The sequence below is a fragment of the Sporomusa rhizae genome (genome assembly GCF_041428845.1).
Lineage (GTDB): Bacteria > Bacillota > Negativicutes > Sporomusales > Sporomusaceae > Sporomusa > Sporomusa rhizae.
Genome location: NZ_CP156925.1, coordinates 2,250,489 through 2,267,481, shown reverse-complemented (window position 1 = coordinate 2,267,481; position 16,993 = coordinate 2,250,489). Strand labels below are relative to the sequence as shown.

Sequence of the window (16,993 nt, the reverse complement as noted above, 5' to 3'; positions counted from 1 at the left end):
ATCCGGCTGCACCTACTAATAGTTCAATGCAGCGGCTCCTGGATGACGTTCAGCTTGCGCACAGAGAAACCTTCCAGCCTAGGGTTCCCTCTCTGAGCAGGCGCACCAGCATACTTTTTCCATTCCTCGCCATTATTGTGTTTAGTTAGTTTGATTATACCTATCCGAGTAAACAATGTCAAGATTTGGGGGTTTAGTACCCTTAAGGCAATTCTCAGCCTTGGACAAATCTGCAACAGTATTTACATTGATAAAGTAACCCTCCGGTAAATTCAGCCTGTTCATTTCAGATTGCTCAACATAAGCAATATTTACATCCCCGAAAAAATCTTGCACCCGGCGGTGATCCTCATTAAGATGTCTCTCTACGGCAGGCAAGCACCTTTTAGAATATATGGCGTGCAATGGTTCCACACGCTCTCCATTTTTGGGAATAAGAATATCTTCGTCGCGCAGACGGCTAATCATATAGTCAACGAAATCTTTTTCAATGAATGGCATATCGCAGGCAAAAACAAATATGTAAGGCGTTGACGCACTGGTTAATCCAGCATGTATACCACCCAACGGCCCTTTGTCTTTTACAATATCACTGACCATATTACAATCCAGATACGCATAATCTGCAAAACGGTTGGTAATAATGAGCGGTTTATTGGCAAAAATTTCAGTGACCTTTTTTACAATAATCTCGATTAGAGGCTTACCACCTAATTTTACAAACGATTTATTTGTCCCCATTCGCCGGCTTTTGCCTCCAGCCAATATGAACGGAGTGATATTATTCCTCCACCCGGGACCTTCCTTGAATTTACTTAACAAAACCAGCGCTCCATCCATACATAGACATTTGGCATAATTATACTAAATTGTAGAAATAGCGTCAAGATTATGCCAGTTCTACCGGCTATCTTTCCTCTACCATCTGGGAAATCAATTTACTAAACACCTCATTAGTGAATTGTTCCACCATATTTAAAATCCTGCCTAAGCCTCTCTAAAATGTTAAATCTGTACCATCAAAACCAAAAAAATGCGGCAAATCAGTAAGAGCCTAAAGAAGAAAGCTGTAGCACAAATGCCACAGCTTTCTGTAATTTTTAATGATTACGTAAGCAACAATCTAAACGTTACGAACAGTATTGGCGCGCTTCTCTTTAACACTTTCTTTGATGGTCTCGGGAAGCACTACTGACAATGCTTTTGTCGGACATTTTTTTACACATTGCGGTCCTTCCGGCACATCAATGCAAAGATCGCACTTATATGCCGATTTTTTGCAAGGATCTTCTTCTACTCGCGTTAAATATACAGCGCCGATAGGACAAGCCATCATACAATTTTTACAGCCAACACATTTATCAGCTAAGACATAGATGGTATGATCACGTTGCACTATTGCTTTTTCCGGGCAAGCTTCGGCACAGGGTGCATCTTCGCATTGACGACACTGTACAGGAACGCTAATGTCTTCTGTTTTCACAACAGACAGCCGGGGCGAAAATGGCACATTCTTAATTTCTTCGGTACCTAATTTCTTATCGGTGTGAGCTAAGACGCAGGCAAGCTCACAAGTACGGCAGCCAATACATAAGTCAGGGTTTCCAATAACAAAGGCTGTATTAATCATTAGCCTACCCCCTCTTTACGTAATGAGTATGCAGTAATTCGTGAGATTTGTGTCCCAGCGGCTTACCCAAAAATTCTTTATATAATTTGGTAACTTCAGGATTGTCGTGAGACTTTCTCAGCGGCAATTCCTTATCATGCTTATACATAGAGTCCATTCGTTTGGCATAAACGCCTTTCCGTTCGGTTTCTATTAAAACCTTCGGCTGGCCACCGCCACTGATACAGCCTTGCGGACAAGCCATAACCTCTACAAAGTGGAAATCCGCAGTGCCATTTTTGATTTCTTCAATAATAGGTGCTACGTTAGCTAATCCAGCTACCACGACAACTTTAACCGCTAAATCACCAACCTGGATGGTAGCCCGCTTAATACCTTGACTGTAACGCACATCCAGAATATTTATATCTTCAAGGGCTTTGCCAGTGATCAATTCGTAACCGGTACGCAAAGCAGCTTCCATAACGCCGCCGGTAACTCCAAATATATGACCTGCACCAGTATAGGCTCCCAGCACAGAATCAGGCTTACTCGGCTCAAGATTTTTGAAATCAACACCAGCGTGCTTAATTAAGTTAGCTAATTCTCTAGTTGTCAAAACAAGATCGACGTCCTGACTGCCGCTTGAATCCAACTCCGGCCGGGAAGCTTCAAATTTTTTGGCAGTACAAGGCATAACAGATATACTCATTATTTTCTTAGAATCTATTTTGTCTACTTGTGCGCCATATGTCTTGAACAGAGCACCTGCCATCTGTTGCGGTGATTTACAGGTAGACAGATTTTCATGAAGTTCAAACTGCTCTTGCTCTACATATTTAACCCAAGCTGGACAACAGGAAGTAAACATAGGCAACACACCGTTTTCTTGTATCCGCTTGATTAGTTCACTGCCTTCCTCCATAATTGTCAAATCGGCAGTAAAGTTAGTATCATATACCCGGTCAAAGCCAAGTTTTCTTAGTGCGGCAATCATCTTGCCGTCAACCAGTTCGCCTGATTCCATGCCAAAATCTTCGGCTAGACCAACCCGCACGGCCGGAGCACATTGAACCATGGTAATTACATCAGGATTATTGATTGCTTCCCACACTTTTTGCGCATGCCCCATATTATGAGCGGCAAATAAAGGTTCCTTCACGCTATCCAATAAGCCGCGATCCTTCATCTTGGTTTCGCGCGGTGCACTTGTCTCCGATTTGTATTCTTGGTAAGCGCTGCAAACCTGTACACACTGACCGCAGAAACAGCACTTATTGTAATCGATAGTAACCGGCATGCCTTCCGGACCATCAATTGCACCAACAGGGCACACATTGGTGCACCTCTTACATCCGGTACACAATTCCTGATCAATTTCAATTGTATATTGCATATGACTCACCTCCTATTTTTTAAACATGCCAACAATTGTGGCAACAGCTTTTTTATTTTTCTCTTTTTTTTCTTTATGAGGCTCCACCAAGCGCAATGCTTTTTCCGGACATACTTCAACACAAATCGGTCCATTTTCCCGGGCATTACATAAATCGCATTTATTGCCATACAGTAGAGGCTTTCCTAAATTTTCCTGGATAACCTCTTTGCCATTAACAAAATGCGGTACAAGTTCTACGGCACCGAATGGACAAGCGACCAAACAATCTTTACAGCCTTTACACTTTTCAGTGTTAATCAGTACTTTATCATCTTCGAAGTAGATAGCCTTCTCCAAGCATGCCTTGGCACACGGAGCATCTTCGCAATGATGGCACTGCACCGGCATAGTCACTCTTTCCACACGAGTAACAAATAACTTAGGGAACACCGGGGTATCAATGTTGCCTGCGGTAATCCCCTGTACATTATGGGATACATGGCAAGCGACTTCACAGGCTTTACAGCCTATACATTTCTCCCCGTCTCCAACAACAAACGGGCTCAACTTTTCCATATTTACCTCCCTTTCAGAAGTTAAACTTCTCGGTTTACTTTATCTAAGACACTATAGCACCCATTTTGCGTTTCAGATTGTTGTAGATAGTGATAAGCTGTTGCTCAGCTTGTGCCTGATCCTGAATTGACTCCAGTTTTACGGAGCAATATTTGTACTCCGGTGTTTTTGAAATCGGATCAAGGTTATCAATTGTGAGTTCATTGCAAGCGCCAATCCACCATTGATAAGTCATATATACGGCTCCCGTTTTTACTCTATCACTAATCTTTGCACGCGCCATTACAGAGCCACGCCGCGAAGTAACACGCATAAGCTGTTCATCTTCAATACCCAGCCGCGCTGCATCTTCCTCGCTAATCTGAACATAGCCAGGTTCGTCAGCCAGTTTGGCTAGACCCCAGCAGTTACCCGTCATTGTCCTTGATGAGTAATGACCGACTTCGCGCACTGTACAGAGTACTGTCGGATAATCTTCATCAGGCATTTCTGCCGGTGACCGCCATTCAGTAGCAAAAAAGATTCCTTTCTTGCTGGGCGTTTGAAATATATTCCCTTTGAATAAATAGTCCGTACCAGGGTCTTCAGGTGTGCGGCAAGGCCACAGCACACTACCCTGGCGCTCGATTTTTTCATAGGTTGCACCTGCATAGCTCGGACACAAACTAATTAATTCATTCCAGATTTCTTCTGTATCTTTATAAGTCAAATCATAGTCGAACCGTTTGGCCAATTCGCCAATAATAATCCAGTCGTCCTTAACATCACCTTTAGCATCGACAGCCTTTCTAAAACGTTGGAAGCGGCGGTCAGCCCCGCTGAATACCCCGCCATGCTCACCCCAGGCTGTGGCCGGCAGGATAACATCAGCAAAGTGTGCTGTTTTGTTCATAAAAATATCCTGGAATACAACAAATTCTAACTCCGTAAGCGCTTTGCGCAACCCAGCAGAATCAGGATCACTTTGTGCCGGATCTTCGCCAATAATATAAAAGGCTTTCAGTTTGCCTGCGGCAACCGCATGTGGAACCTCCGTTATGGTAAAACCAACTTTATCCGGCAGCTTCTCTACACCCCATGCCTTGGCAAACTTGTTGCGGTTAGCTGCATCAGTAACTGCCTGATACCCAGGATAGACATTAGGTAATGCTCCCATATCACAGGCTCCCTGCACATTATTTTGCCCACGTACAGGCCCCACCCCGGAGCTCGGCTTGCCAATTTGCCCTGTCAAGAGGCAAAGCGAACCAAGCCCTCTTACCACATCAACAGCCTGACCGAATTGAGTTACACCCATCCCCCACAAAATGAAGGAGTTCTTAGAATGAGTGTAGAGCTTCATTGCCTCTTCCACTAAACTTGGTGCAATCCCGGTAATGGTCTGAGCATATTCCGGCGTATAGCGCTCCACCGTTTTACGATATTCGTCGAAACCCTCGGTAAAACTGCCAATAAACTTATCATTTTGCCAGTTATTAGCTAAAATAACATTAGCAAAACTATTGACTAACGCCATATTAGAGCCGTTATTAAGCTGCAACCACAAATCCGAAATACGGGCAGCCTCAGTTCTGCGCGGATCTACAACAATGATTTTTGCTCCTTTTTGTTTAGCCCGTATAATCCGCTTGGCTACCAAAGGATGAGCCTCAGCAGCGTTATAGCCAAGAATCAATAAACAATCAGCGTTTTCAATCTCAGGTATTGAATTTGACATAGCTCCGCTACCAAAAATTAATGACAGACCGGCAACAGAAGGTCCATGGCATACCCGGGCACAATGGTCGACATTATTGGTCCCAATAACTGCTCGCATGAACTTCTGCATAACATAGTTAGTTTCATTACCTGTACCACGAGCCGATCCAGTACCCATAATCGCATCAGGGCCATATTTTTCTTTAATGGCCTTAAGCCTGTCGGCGACATAGTCCAAAGCTTCATCCCATTCAACTTCGTGCAAAGGTTCGTCGCGGTTATATCGAAGCATAGGTTTAGTAAGACGTTTACTCAAGATTTTAGTGTCGTTTAAAAAATCCCAGCCATAGTGGCCTTTCAAACATAATTCGCCTTCATTGATTGCTCCATTTGCAGGTTCAGCGCCAACAACCTTGTTGTTCTCAACCAAAAGATACATTTGACAGCCTGACCCACAGTATGGACATACTGTTAGTACTTTTTCCAACTAAATATCCCCCTTTATTAAGAAAATCCAATCTATAATAAAACGCCGGGGGAATTATTTAGTGAAGTAAGCAAAACAATCAGCATATAATTTTTTTAATTGCTGAATTTACTCCGCTAAGGCTTAAAGTTCTAGTAAAGCAGCACTAATCTTACGTAAACGCTTACTTATTCCTATTCTGCAAGGCTCTTCTAAACAGATTATCTATTGCAAAATAATCTAGGAAACAACAGCACCCAGTTTACGTTTAAGATCATTGTATGCCGCAACAAGCTCTTCCTCTGCCTTATTCTGATCTTTGATAGCTTCTACTTTAACTGCACAGTACTTATATTCAGGTGTTTTAGAAATAGGGTCAACTACGTGAATGGTGAGTTCATTACAAGCTCCAACCCACCATTGATAGGTCATATATACAACCCCTACGCCCACCCGATCAGTTACAAGGGCCCGGGTTATAACAGAGCCCCGCCGCGTAGATACACGTACAAGCTCCTCATCAATTATACCAAGTTTTTCAGCATCTTTAGGATTAATCTGGAGATACCCAGGTTCGTCGGCCAATTTTGCAAGACCCCAGCAATTGCCTGTCATGGTACGAGATGAATAATGTCCCACTTCACGTACAGTAGACAATACCATCGGATACTCAGCATCAGGCTGTTCAACAGGCGGACGCCACTCAGCAGCAAAGAAATTGCCTTTTTTGCTTGGAGTTTGGAACACATTACCCTTGAACAAGTATGGAGTACCGGTTTCTCCTACAGTACGGCAAGGCCACTGAATACTGCCCAACTGCTCAATCTTCTCGTAAGTTGCTCCTGCAAAGCTCGGCGTCAGGCTAATCATTTCGCTCCAGATTTCTTCCGTATCTTTATAGTTCATTTCATAGCCGAAACGTTTCGCTAACTCACTAATAATTACCCAGTCGTCCTTAACATCTCCTCTAGCATCTACTGCTTTACGGAAGCGCTGGAACCGACGGTCGGCGCCACTGAACACGCCGCCATGCTCGCCCCAGGAGGTGGCTGGTAATATGACGTCGGCATGCAGTGCCGTTTTATTCATAAAAATATCCTGAAGAACAACCAGTTCCAGTTCATCCAGTGCCTTTCTTACGCCAGCGGCGTCGGGGTCACTTTGAACCGGATCTTCACCAATAATATAGAAGGCTTTCAATTTACCTTCTTCAACGCAGTGGGGAACATCTGTCAGCATATAGCCAACTTTTTCCGGCAGGCTTTCCACGCCCCACGCTTTCGCAAATTTTTCACGATTGGCAGGATCAGTAACAGGTTGATAGCCAGGGAATACGTTAGGAAGCGCACCCATATCGCAAGCACCCTGTACATTGTTTTGTCCGCGTACAGGTCCAATTCCCGAGCTGGGCTTTGCAATTTGGCCTGTTAACAGGCATAAGCCACCAAGACCTTTTACTACGTCTACTGCCTGATTGTATTGGCATACGCCCATGCCATAAAGAATAAAGGATCTTTCCGATTTAGCGTAAATTTCCATCGCCTGTTCCACAAGTTTAGGATCAAGACCTGTGATCTTTTGCGCATACTCAGGCGTGTATTTAGCAAGAACTTTTCTATATTCTTCGAAACCTTCCGTGTACTTTTCGATATATTCTTTGTTTTCCCAGCCTTTGGATAAAATAAGGTTAGCAAAACTATTAACGGCGGCCATGTTTGAACCATTCTTTATCGGTAGCCAAATGTCTGCAATCCGTGCTGATTCCGTTTTACGAGGATCAACAACAATAATTTTGGCTCCTTTTTCTTTGGCCTTCACAATTCGCCGAGCAACCAACGGGTGAGAATCTGCTCCGTTATATCCAAAGATAAATAAGCAGGTAGCATCTTCTATTTCCGGAATGGAGTTTGTCATAGCTCCACTGCCAAATGTAGTAGCCAGACCGGCTACAGAGGGAGCGTGTCAAACACGGGCGCAATGGTCGACGTTATTGGTGCCGATCACCGCGCGCATAAATTTCTGCATCAGGTAGTTAGGCTCATTGCCCATACCACGGGCTGATCCTGTCCCCATTATGGCATCGGGACCATATTTTTCCTTAATAGCCTTGAGCTTACCAGCTACAAAGTCCAAAGCCTCATCCCATTCAACTTCATGAAACTCTTCGCTTCTGGTGTGTCTGAGTAAGGGCTTTGTCAAACGTTTGCTTAAAATTTTGGTGTCATTTAGAAAATCCCAGCCGTAGTGACCTTTTAAACAAAGTTCTCCCTCGTTGATGTGCCCGTTTGCCGGTTCAGCGCCAATTACTCTGTTGTCTTCAACTAACAGATACATTTGACAGCCAGCCCCACAATACGGGCATACTGTTAGAACTTTCTCCAAATTGTTCCCTCCCATCAAAATTTTTCGACATTTGAGTAAGCATTTTTGGCATTTCAGCATTAAATTATTGCGTCTAGGACTCGTAATCGTTATATTCTGAATTTATTCCATCTTTTTCAAAAAACTCCTGCTATCTTTTGAAATTTTTTTCACAAAGTCCTTATCGCTACATCTGACGGCTTTTTACCTATATATATTAACTGAAAATAATACAAAAAAAAAGCTGATTTAATCAGCCTTTTTTTTGCAATTTATACAGTTTTAGGCATCTGCCAATAAAATTACCTCTACTTCGGTACCAATTGGTAATGGAGGTGAATTCTCTGGAATAACAATCAACGCGTTTGCCCCCATAGCCGATTTTAGCATACCATTACCTTGAGCACCTGATGGTTCAACTAAAATATCAGTACCTGTTTGCCAACACCGAGCCCAAACGAAGCGCTTAGCACCTGTCTTTTTCTTAAAAGGGGCAGCGAGGACAGCCTTGATTCTTGGCCGCCACCACGTTTTGCGTCCACTCATTTTCATTAGAACAGGCCGTACCAACTGTTCAAAAGAAATAGCAGCAGCAGCTGGGTTACCTGAAAGTCCAAGATAGATTTTACCATCGCGGATACCCGCTAAAACAGGCATTCCCGGTTTAATGCTTACTCTATCAAATAATAACGTAATACCCATTTTTTTATAAACTTCACCAATAAGATCATAATCTCCTACCGAGGCTCCACCTGTTGTTATGAAAACATCACAATCCGAAGCTGATTCTAACAAATGCGATATTTCGTCAACATTATCTGATGCATTTCCTAACAAAATAGTCTGGGCCCCAGCCTCAGCAACTTGCGCGCTTAACATATAACTATTCGAGTTACGGATTTTCCCTGGTACTAGCGGAAAATCAACCGGAATAATCTCGCTGCCTGTAGCAACAAGAGCTACGCGGGGCTTGCGAAAAACATAGGGGCGACTCTTACCGAGTACTGCCAACATCCCCATTACACCCGCATTAATAATAGTCCCCTCTGAGACTATCTCTTCGCCGGTAAAGAGTTCTTCCCCCCGGAAACATATATTTTTATCGGCACCTCTACCATCTAAGATTGTCACATTGTCTCCGTTTACAATTGTATCTTCCAGCCTTACTACACCTGTAGCTACCGGCGGTAAGGGCGCTCCAGTCATGATACGGCAGGCAGTACCAAAACTAACGGAAGTATTGGGAGTGCCTCCGGCCGGAATATAATCAATTTGTTTGAGACATACGGGATTTTCCGGGGTTGCATTGACTACTTCTTCAGCAATAAGTGCGTAACCATCAAGCGGCGATCTGTCGAAAGGCGGAAAATCCATGTCTGATCTTACTGTTTCCCCTAAGATACGTCGCCAGCACTCAGATAACGCCACTCTTTCCGTAAGCATTACCGTTACTAAATTTAACAAAATATCCTGCGCAATTTCCAATTTAACTGACATTAACTTACCTCTCCTTTACCTCCGAACAAGCCAACAAAAGATTTACCGGTTAGAGTCCTAAAACCCGTTCCTTATGGCTATATATATTGCAACGTTGCCCTCTGGCAAAACCGATAACGGTAACACCAAGCTCTTCCGCCATATCAATCGCTAGACTTGTAGGAGCCGAACGAGCAATAATAACAGATATATTCATTTTACTCACTTTAAGTAGAATTTCTGAAGATACCCGTCCTGAAAACACCAGTATCTTATCATAAGTACTAATTCCTTCCGTTAAACAACGTCCGTAAAGTTTGTCAAATACATTGTGCCGCCCAATATCCTGACTCCAGCACACTAATTCGCCATTTTTAGCCAAAGCTCCTCCATGTACGCCGCCTGTCAGTCGAAATGTTTCAGACACCGCTTCCAGCAATTCGGAGTATTGCATAACTTCTTTGATCGATATAGTAAGTTCCGTACTTACAGTCTTTGCTGTCAATACATCATTGACAAAGTAAAAAGCGCTACGTCCTTTGCCGCAGCAAGCAGTAAGATAACGTTTTAAGAACATCTTCTCAGCTGCTGTTTCGCCCGATACTGTTGTAACATGGATGACCCCCTGCATTACATCAATATCAAGGGTCTTTATCTCATTTATATTTTGTATAATACCTTCGGTCGCCAAAAAACCGATAACAAGATATTTTTCTTCTCCGGCGGCAGCCAGCATAGTAACAAGTTCCTTGCCATTCAAAAAAATAGTAAGTGGTATTTCCTCAATAACAGGTTCATTCATGCTTTCAATACTCTGACCGTTAATTTTTACAATTTGATAGTTGGTTGTACCCTTGCACGCGTTCATAGCCTCACTCACTTTCGGCAAGTTTCCTATATGACTGGGCAAGCATTAAGGTTGTCTCACCTGGAACAGGTGCATGACCTACCGGCCGGCCGTCAAGAACAGTAACAGGAATAACTTCCATGATTGAGCTCGTTAGAAATATCTCATCGGCTTCAGCAAGTTCTTCCGGATTAACTTTCCGTTCTTCGACAGTTATCCCCGCGGCTTGCGCAAGTAAGATAACTGCATTTCGGGTAATACCCAGCAAAATGCCACTCTCGCCATCAGGCGTAATTAATCGGCCATTTGAGACAATGAAAATGTTACTCATCGAGCCTTCCGCAACAAGGCCGTCCGTATTCAGCATAATGGCTTCGTGAGCGCCCCGTTTCTTAGCTTCAGCTCGTGCCAACATATTATCAAGGTAATTCGCAGATTTTATTTTAACAAGCGGTGATGACAAGTTGCGGCGTAAACTTACTGTTGTTAAACTCCAGCCTGCAGCTGGCAGTGGTTTTGGCAAAGGTGAAGCATACACAGCAATCGTTGGTTGACCGCAACTGGCAGCATCCGGTCTTGCAGCGCCAATACCGCGAGATACAGTTAACCGTACCGAAGCATCTGGAAGGTTATTTGTTACTAAAACACTGTTTACTGCCTCGGCAAACACTTCTCTGTCAGGCAATACCGGCCAGCCAAGATACCCTGCACTAGTCTCCATCCGTTTCATATGGTCTACCAATCGAAAAACTCTACCTTTATAAGAGCGCATTGTCTCAAATAAGCCATGACCATACAGAAAACCATGATCGAGCGGCGATACAACACATTCTTCAGAAGAAACAATCTTTCCATTAAAATAAATAAACATTTATATCACCAGCCTTAATTTAGACCTGATAACCTAAAGCTCTCATAAGCGCCCGAGCCTTATCCAGACTCTCCTCATACTCTAGTTCAGGTACTGAGTCAGCTACAATTCCACCGCCTACCTGGTAATACGCCCGGTCTCCCTTAATAACGAACGTGCGTATAACAATATTTAGGTCAGCATCACCATTAAAATCTATATAGCCGATAGATCCGGTATAGATACTGCGGCGAACTTTTTCAAGTTCGTCAATAATTTCCATCGCCCTTACTTTAGGTGCACCAGTAATGGAACCTCCCGGGAAAGAAGCCGTTACCAAATCTATAACATCTTTGCCTTCACGTAGTTTGCCAACAACAGTGGAAACCAAATGAAATACTGTCGCATATTCTTCCAGGCGGATTAAGTCCGGTACCCGTACACTGCCGAACTCACAAACCCTTCCTAAATCATTTCGCTCTAAATCAATAATCATAACAAGCTCAGCCCGGTCTTTCTCGCTGGTAATCAGGTCTTCTCTAAGCTTACGATCAGATTCCGGATCTTTACCCCGCGGCCTTGTCCCTTTAATAGGCCTGGTTTCTACCATTTCATCGGTCACCAAAAGATAGCGTTCCGGTGAAGCACTGGCAACAATGACTTCTCCAAAATTCAAAAAGGCCGCAAAGGGCGCGGGATTGATATGCCGCAAGTAACGATAAAGTTCATAAGGAGGTACTGTTACTTTGGCATTAAACCGTTGGGTCAGATTAACCTGGAAAATATCACCGGCAGCAATATAATCAATACCTTTTTGGACCATATCACAATGTCCTTTATGGGTAAAATTAGACTGGTACTCTCCATCTGGTATCTGTGGTTTAGGTTCAGAAAGAGGTTGGGCCTTAGTTATCAGGGAAGTAAGTTCGTCAATACGAGCTTCCGCCCGTCTCTGTTGGGAGATAAAATCTTTTTCAGGAAAACCATTTGAGGAAATGTAAATCTTATTGGTGTAGTGATCAAAAATTAGTACCGTATCATAAAATCCGAAAACGCAATCCGGATTCTCTAAGTCATCTATACTTACAGCCGGAATTGTTTCCAGCAAATATCCCATGTCATAACCAAAATAGCCAATAATACCGCCAGTTAACGGAGGTAAATCCGGCATTTTTGGGGTTTTATAAATTCTTAATAGCTGTTGCAGTTCGTAAAAAGGATCGCTTTCAAAAGTTCTAATTTTTTGCTTATCTTTTATGTAGACGGTCCGGCCTTTGCTGGAAAATACCAAGAAAGGATCACGAGCAATAAAAGAGTACCGCCCCATACCATCAAAGTCTTTACCACTGTCTAAGTATACGCTGTAAGTTTCTTCGGAAAACACCGCAAAAATTTCAGCAGGTGTCAGTGTTACGGATACCTCACGAATAATTGGTGTCGGATGCATTACCGGCTGGCCCCTTTCCATTTGCTTGTCCAGTTAGGATTTAATGCGAGGAAGTTTTGCAGCATAGCATGTCCTTCTTCAGTCAAAATGGATTCCGGGTGAAATTGAAGACCTTCAATCGCGTATTCTTTGTGACGAATCCCCATAATTTCGTCAGTATCGGTCCAAGCGCTAATTTCGAGGCAATCAGGTAAGGTTTCTTTCTTTACAATAAGAGAATGATAGCGCGTAGCAATAAGGGGATTTTTGATACCGGCAAAAACACCTTTTCCGTCATGATAAACTACTGAAGTTTTGCCATGCATAAGACGGGGAGCGCGCACTACATCACCACCAAAAGCCTGCCCTATACTCTGTTCGCCAAGACAAACTCCCAACATTGGAATTTTTCCTTTAAAGTGCTGAATTAGTTCTAGGCTGATACCTGCTTCATTGGGTGTGCAAGGTCCCGGGGAAATAATAATGTGATCTGGACGCATATCTTCAATTTGAGGAATTGTTATTCTATCGTTGCGGAAAACCCGTATATCTTCTCCCATTTCGCCAAGGTATTGGACTAGGTTATATACAAAGGAATCATAGTTGTCGATCATTAGTATCATTTTCCATTCCTCCTCAGCACTATTTTATCATAGCCTTCTCCACTCTACAAAGGCTATCACAATATTATCTAATAAATGAGGACGGCTATTTTGAAGCCGCCCTCATTAGGTTGGTTACTTATGACGGGGATGGTAATGAGTGTGGAGAAGTTCATGAGACTTATGGCCAAGCGGTTTACCCAGGAACTCATCGTATAATACCTTAACAGCCGGGTTTTTATGTGACTGTCTGATTGGTAAATCGCGGTCAGCTTGATAAAGACCAGCCATACGCGCTTCTTTAGTAGCCTTAGTTGTTCCCCAAGGCTGACCGCCGCCACCGATACAACCGCCGGGACAGCACATAATCTCAACAAATTGATAATCACATTCGCCGGCCTTGATTTTATCAAGAATTACGCGAGCATTTTTCAAGCCATTCGCAATAGCCACCTTGACTTTTTTACCTTCTAAGTCAACTTCGGCTTCTTTTACGCCAGTCAAACCGCGAACTCCTTCAAAATCAACATTGGTAAGGTCTTTGCCTGTAACAACTTCGTATACAGTACGAAGCGCTGCTTCCATAACACCGCCGGAAGTGCCGAAGATAACGGCTGCACCAGTTGATAAGCCCATCGGATCATCAAATTTTTCATCAGCAAGTGTATTGAAGTCAAAACCAGCCTGTTTAATCATCCGGGCTAATTCCCGCGTAGTAAGAACAACATCAACATCCCGATAGCCACTGCCGCTCATTTCCGGACGAGCACTTTCGTACTTTTTAGCAGTACATGGCATGATGGATACTGAAAAAATCTTACTGGGGTCGATGCCTGCTTTTTGCGGGTAGTAGGATTTTACCAATGCACCAAACATTTGTTGTGGCGATTTACAGCTAGATACATTTGGCAATAACTCAGGATAGAAAGTCTCAACAAAGTTAATCCAGCCTGGGCTGCAGGAGGTAATCAGAGGCAGTGCACCGCCATGTCCCATGCGCTCCAACAATTCATGCCCTTCTTCCATGATGGTCACGTCAGCAGAGAAGTCGGTATCAAACACCTTATCAAAGCCTAACCGTCGTAAAGCGGCTACCATTTTACCGGTTGCAACGCTGCCAGGAGCCATTCCGAATTCTTCGCCAAGCGCTACCCGTACAGCCGGAGCTACCTGAACGACAACATGCTTATCAGTAGCAGCGATAGCCTGCCAAACTTTTTCAGTTTCATCTTTTTCATATAAAGCGCCTACCGGACAAACCGAGATACATTGTCCGCAGTATACACAAGTGGTATCTTGAAGCGGCCGGTCAAACGCAGTAGTAACTTCATATTCTCCCGAACGGTGAGCCGTGTTAATTGCACCTACGGTTTGTACTTCTTGGCACATTTCCACACAGCGTCCGCATTTTACACATTTAGCCATATCACGGACAATAACGCCATTAGAATCTTCAACTGGAATTTGTTTCGGCTCATTTTTGAAAATCGGGTTACTAAGACCAAAGTCATTAGCTAACTTTTGCAGTTCACAGTTGGTATTACGTACACATTTCAAACAATCCTGCGGATGCTCCGCCAAAATAAGCTCAAGAATATCTTTTCTGGCTTGGCGGATTGCCGGGCTGTTGGAAATAAACTCAGCACCGTCCCAAACTTCATTACTGCAAGCCGTCTTAAATTTTCTCTGCCCCTTCAGTTCTACTATACAAATACGGCAGGTAGCCCGTACTTTAAGGTCTGGATGATGACACAGCACAGGAATTTCGATGCCAGCCATTTTGGCAGCGTCCAGAATCATTGTAGTTTCAGGACACGATACAGGAATGCCGTCAATTGTAATATTTACTATTTTGTTAGGATCTGACGCATGATGACCCATTACTATTCACCTCTTCCCTGTTCAGTAAAACAAACTTGTGCCGGACATTTCTTGTTTAGGTGATCTTCAAATTCAGATTTGAAGTGTTTCCAGCAAGTATTTAAAGCTACTGCTGCCGCTTGCCCCAAACCGCAGAAGGATGCATTGGTCATGGTATCAATCAAGCGCCGGAGTATTACCATATCATCTTGGGAAGCTTCGCCCTCGGAAAGTCTACAAAGGATTGCGTAAATCTGCTTATTGCCTTCCCGACAAGGAGTGCATTTACCACAAGACTCGTGAATGAAAAATTCAGTAACACCCTTAAGGTAGTCAATAACACAAACATCCTCGTCCATTACTACGATTGCACCTGAACCTACACTCAAACCGGCATTACGAAGCGCTTTATAACAGTATGTAGTGTCAAGTTGAGCTTCACCGCCGATAGGACCGGACTGACCACCTAAATGGTAAAATTTCAGTTTCTTACCGTTAGGAATGCCACCGCCCAATTCAGGGTCATAAATGGCATCCCGTAAACTAATACCAAATGGAATTTCGTACACGCCCCGGTTAGCAACATTACCAGATAAGCAAATTAACTTGGTACCGCCACTGTCTTTTGTACCATAGCTAAGATACTTGTCGCCGCCCTCAAGAACGATCGTCGGAATGTTCGCAATGGACTCAACATTGTTAACAAGTGTCGGCAGTAAGAATAAGCCAACTTCAGCCAAATGTGGCGGCTTAATACGCGGACGGCCGGCTTTGCCTTCAATAGAATTTAATAAGGCGGAGTTTTCGCCGCATACATAAGCACCGGCACCTGTCATAATATGAATATTAAATTCAAAGCCGGTACCCATAACGTTTTTGCCAAGATAACCGGCTTTTACAGCATTGTCAATTGCACTTTGAAATACTCTTTGAATAGCACGATATTCACCGCGAATATAAATATAGCCGTCGTGGGAATTAAATACATGGCCGGCAATGGTCATCCCTTCAATTACCCGTAAAGGATCTTGGGCTAACAATATTTTATCTTTAAAAGTGCCGGGTTCACCTTCGTCGGCATTAATAACAATATATTTAGGAAACTCAGGAATTTCCAGAAGCTGTTCCCATTTTGAACCGGCAGGGTATGCTGCACCGCCGCGTCCTAATAGTTTAGCTTTTTTAACTTCATCAATAATCTCTTCGGGTTTCATGGTAAAAGCCTTTTTCAGACCTTCATAACCACCGGCTTTTACATAGTCTTCAACACTGTCAGGGCGAATGACGCCGCAATTGTTAGAGATGAGCTTATTTATTTTTGACATGACGACACCCCCCGGTAACTAGTAACAATCTCGGCTACCTTGGCTGCTGTCAGGTTACCATAGACTTCATCGCCAATCTTGGCAACCGGCCCAATATCACAGGCGCCAACACAGCTCGTGTGCATCAATGTAAACAGATTGTCGGGCGTGGTCTCGCCAAGTTTAATTCCCAGAGCTTCCTCAAACATAGCCACTACTGCGTCTGCTTTCGTTACATGGCAGGGTGTACTTTTGCAGATTTCAATGACGTATTTTCCTTTTTGTGAAATATTGAACATGGCGTAAAATGTCAATACATCATGTACCTTGCTAATCGGCAATCCCAATTGGCTGGCGACTATTTCGGCCCATTCCTCGGCCACGTAGTTTTCGCCAGAGGTAGCTTGGATATCCAGCAAAATAGATAACAGTTGCTCCTTAGCCTTGCCATACCGATTAATGATTGCTAAGACTTGATCGTATCTTCTAACGATTTCTAATGCTCGGTCTTTTGTCACTTTTGAACAACACATTCTTGTT

General features: G+C 43.5%; 14 protein-coding genes and 1 other annotated feature (1 of these 15 running past the window's edge). All 14 genes read right to left on the bottom strand.

Annotation, left to right across the window (positions count from 1 at the left end; all coding sequences use genetic code 11):
* Nucleotides 1-136 (bottom strand) — a binding site (T-box leader); it reaches 91 nt to the left of the window's first position.
* A 5-nt stretch (nt 137-141) separates the two neighbouring features.
* On the bottom strand, nt 142-840 hold the full coding sequence (locus SRRS_RS10290) for a molybdenum cofactor guanylyltransferase (protein ID WP_371368511.1): 699 nt from the start codon (nt 838-840) through the stop codon (nt 142-144).
* A gap of 283 nt (nt 841-1,123) precedes the next feature.
* Nucleotides 1,124-1,630: a 4Fe-4S dicluster domain-containing protein gene (locus tag SRRS_RS10285; protein ID WP_371368509.1), complete on the bottom strand. Its 507-nt coding sequence runs from the start codon at nt 1,628-1,630 to the stop codon at nt 1,124-1,126.
* Between the two features lie 4 nt (nt 1,631-1,634).
* Nucleotides 1,635-3,005, bottom strand: coding sequence for a [FeFe] hydrogenase, group A (locus SRRS_RS10280; protein ID WP_371368507.1), 1,371 nt, complete (start codon nt 3,003-3,005; stop codon nt 1,635-1,637).
* 12 nt (nt 3,006-3,017) lie between these two features.
* Nucleotides 3,018-3,563: a 4Fe-4S dicluster domain-containing protein gene (locus SRRS_RS10275; protein ID WP_371368505.1), complete on the bottom strand. Its 546-nt coding sequence runs from the start codon at nt 3,561-3,563 to the stop codon at nt 3,018-3,020.
* A gap of 43 nt (nt 3,564-3,606) precedes the next feature.
* A complete protein-coding gene (gene fdhF, locus SRRS_RS10270; protein WP_371368503.1) occupies nt 3,607-5,748 on the bottom strand; it encodes a formate dehydrogenase subunit alpha in 2,142 nt (713 codons plus the stop codon).
* 219 nt (nt 5,749-5,967) lie between these two features.
* Nucleotides 5,968-8,109 (bottom strand): formate dehydrogenase subunit alpha, encoded by a 2,142-nt coding sequence (gene fdhF, locus SRRS_RS10265; protein WP_371368501.1) that lies wholly within the window; start codon nt 8,107-8,109, stop codon nt 5,968-5,970.
* Nucleotides 8,110-8,370: 261 nt separating this feature from the next.
* Entirely contained in the window at nt 8,371-9,585 is a 1,215-nt protein-coding gene (gene glp, locus SRRS_RS10260) for a gephyrin-like molybdotransferase Glp (RefSeq protein ID WP_371368499.1), read from the bottom strand.
* A gap of 49 nt (nt 9,586-9,634) precedes the next feature.
* The gene (gene fdhD / locus SRRS_RS10255; RefSeq protein ID WP_371368498.1) at nt 9,635-10,432 is read right to left on the bottom strand and encodes a formate dehydrogenase accessory sulfurtransferase FdhD; all 798 of its coding nucleotides are present in this window, start codon (nt 10,430-10,432) and stop codon (nt 9,635-9,637) included.
* 4 nt (nt 10,433-10,436) lie between these two features.
* Nucleotides 10,437-11,282, bottom strand: coding sequence for an aminotransferase class IV (locus tag SRRS_RS10250; RefSeq protein WP_371368496.1), 846 nt, complete (start codon nt 11,280-11,282; stop codon nt 10,437-10,439).
* 19 nt (nt 11,283-11,301) lie between these two features.
* The gene (pabB, locus tag SRRS_RS10245) at nt 11,302-12,708 is read right to left on the bottom strand and encodes an aminodeoxychorismate synthase component I (RefSeq protein WP_371368494.1); all 1,407 of its coding nucleotides are present in this window, start codon (nt 12,706-12,708) and stop codon (nt 11,302-11,304) included.
* Entirely contained in the window at nt 12,708-13,310 is a 603-nt protein-coding gene (gene pabA, locus SRRS_RS10240) for an aminodeoxychorismate/anthranilate synthase component II (protein ID WP_371368492.1), read from the bottom strand. The genes pabB and pabA overlap by 1 nt, the downstream gene beginning before the upstream one ends.
* A 114-nt stretch (nt 13,311-13,424) precedes the next feature.
* A complete protein-coding gene (locus tag SRRS_RS10235; RefSeq protein ID WP_371368490.1) occupies nt 13,425-15,170 on the bottom strand; it encodes an NADH-dependent [FeFe] hydrogenase, group A6 in 1,746 nt (581 codons plus the stop codon).
* A gap of 2 nt (nt 15,171-15,172) precedes the next feature.
* On the bottom strand, nt 15,173-16,474 hold the full coding sequence (locus SRRS_RS10230; protein ID WP_371368488.1) for an NADH-quinone oxidoreductase subunit F: 1,302 nt from the start codon (nt 16,472-16,474) through the stop codon (nt 15,173-15,175).
* Complete coding sequence (locus tag SRRS_RS10225; RefSeq protein WP_371362176.1) at nt 16,462-16,971, bottom strand: NAD(P)H-dependent oxidoreductase subunit E; 510 nt, start codon at nt 16,969-16,971, stop codon at nt 16,462-16,464. Before SRRS_RS10225 ends, SRRS_RS10230 begins: the two co-directional genes overlap by 13 nt.
* Nucleotides 16,972-16,993 lie beyond the last annotated feature (22 nt).

What these genes read in the sequence shown, in the direction of transcription:
- SRRS_RS10290 (WP_371368511.1), bottom strand. Translation starts at nt 840, where the DNA reads ATGGATGGAGCGCTGGTTTTGTTAAGTAAATTCAAGGAAGGTCCCGGG.
- SRRS_RS10285 (WP_371368509.1), bottom strand. Translation starts at nt 1,630, where the DNA reads ATGATTAATACAGCCTTTGTTATTGGAAACCCTGACTTATGTATTGGC.
- SRRS_RS10280 (WP_371368507.1), bottom strand. Translation starts at nt 3,005, where the DNA reads ATGCAATATACAATTGAAATTGATCAGGAATTGTGTACCGGATGTAAG.
- SRRS_RS10275 (WP_371368505.1), bottom strand. Translation starts at nt 3,563, where the DNA reads ATGGAAAAGTTGAGCCCGTTTGTTGTTGGAGACGGGGAGAAATGTATA.
- glp (WP_371368499.1), bottom strand. Translation starts at nt 9,585, where the DNA reads ATGTCAGTTAAATTGGAAATTGCGCAGGATATTTTGTTAAATTTAGTA.
- fdhD (WP_371368498.1), bottom strand. Translation starts at nt 10,432, where the DNA reads ATGAACGCGTGCAAGGGTACAACCAACTATCAAATTGTAAAAATTAAC.
- SRRS_RS10250 (WP_371368496.1), bottom strand. Translation starts at nt 11,282, where the DNA reads ATGTTTATTTATTTTAATGGAAAGATTGTTTCTTCTGAAGAATGTGTT.
- pabB (WP_371368494.1), bottom strand. Translation starts at nt 12,708, where the DNA reads ATGCATCCGACACCAATTATTCGTGAGGTATCCGTAACACTGACACCT.
- pabA (WP_371368492.1), bottom strand. Translation starts at nt 13,310, where the DNA reads ATGATACTAATGATCGACAACTATGATTCCTTTGTATATAACCTAGTC.
- SRRS_RS10235 (WP_371368490.1), bottom strand. Translation starts at nt 15,170, where the DNA reads ATGGGTCATCATGCGTCAGATCCTAACAAAATAGTAAATATTACAATT.
- SRRS_RS10230 (WP_371368488.1), bottom strand. Translation starts at nt 16,474, where the DNA reads ATGTCAAAAATAAATAAGCTCATCTCTAACAATTGCGGCGTCATTCGC.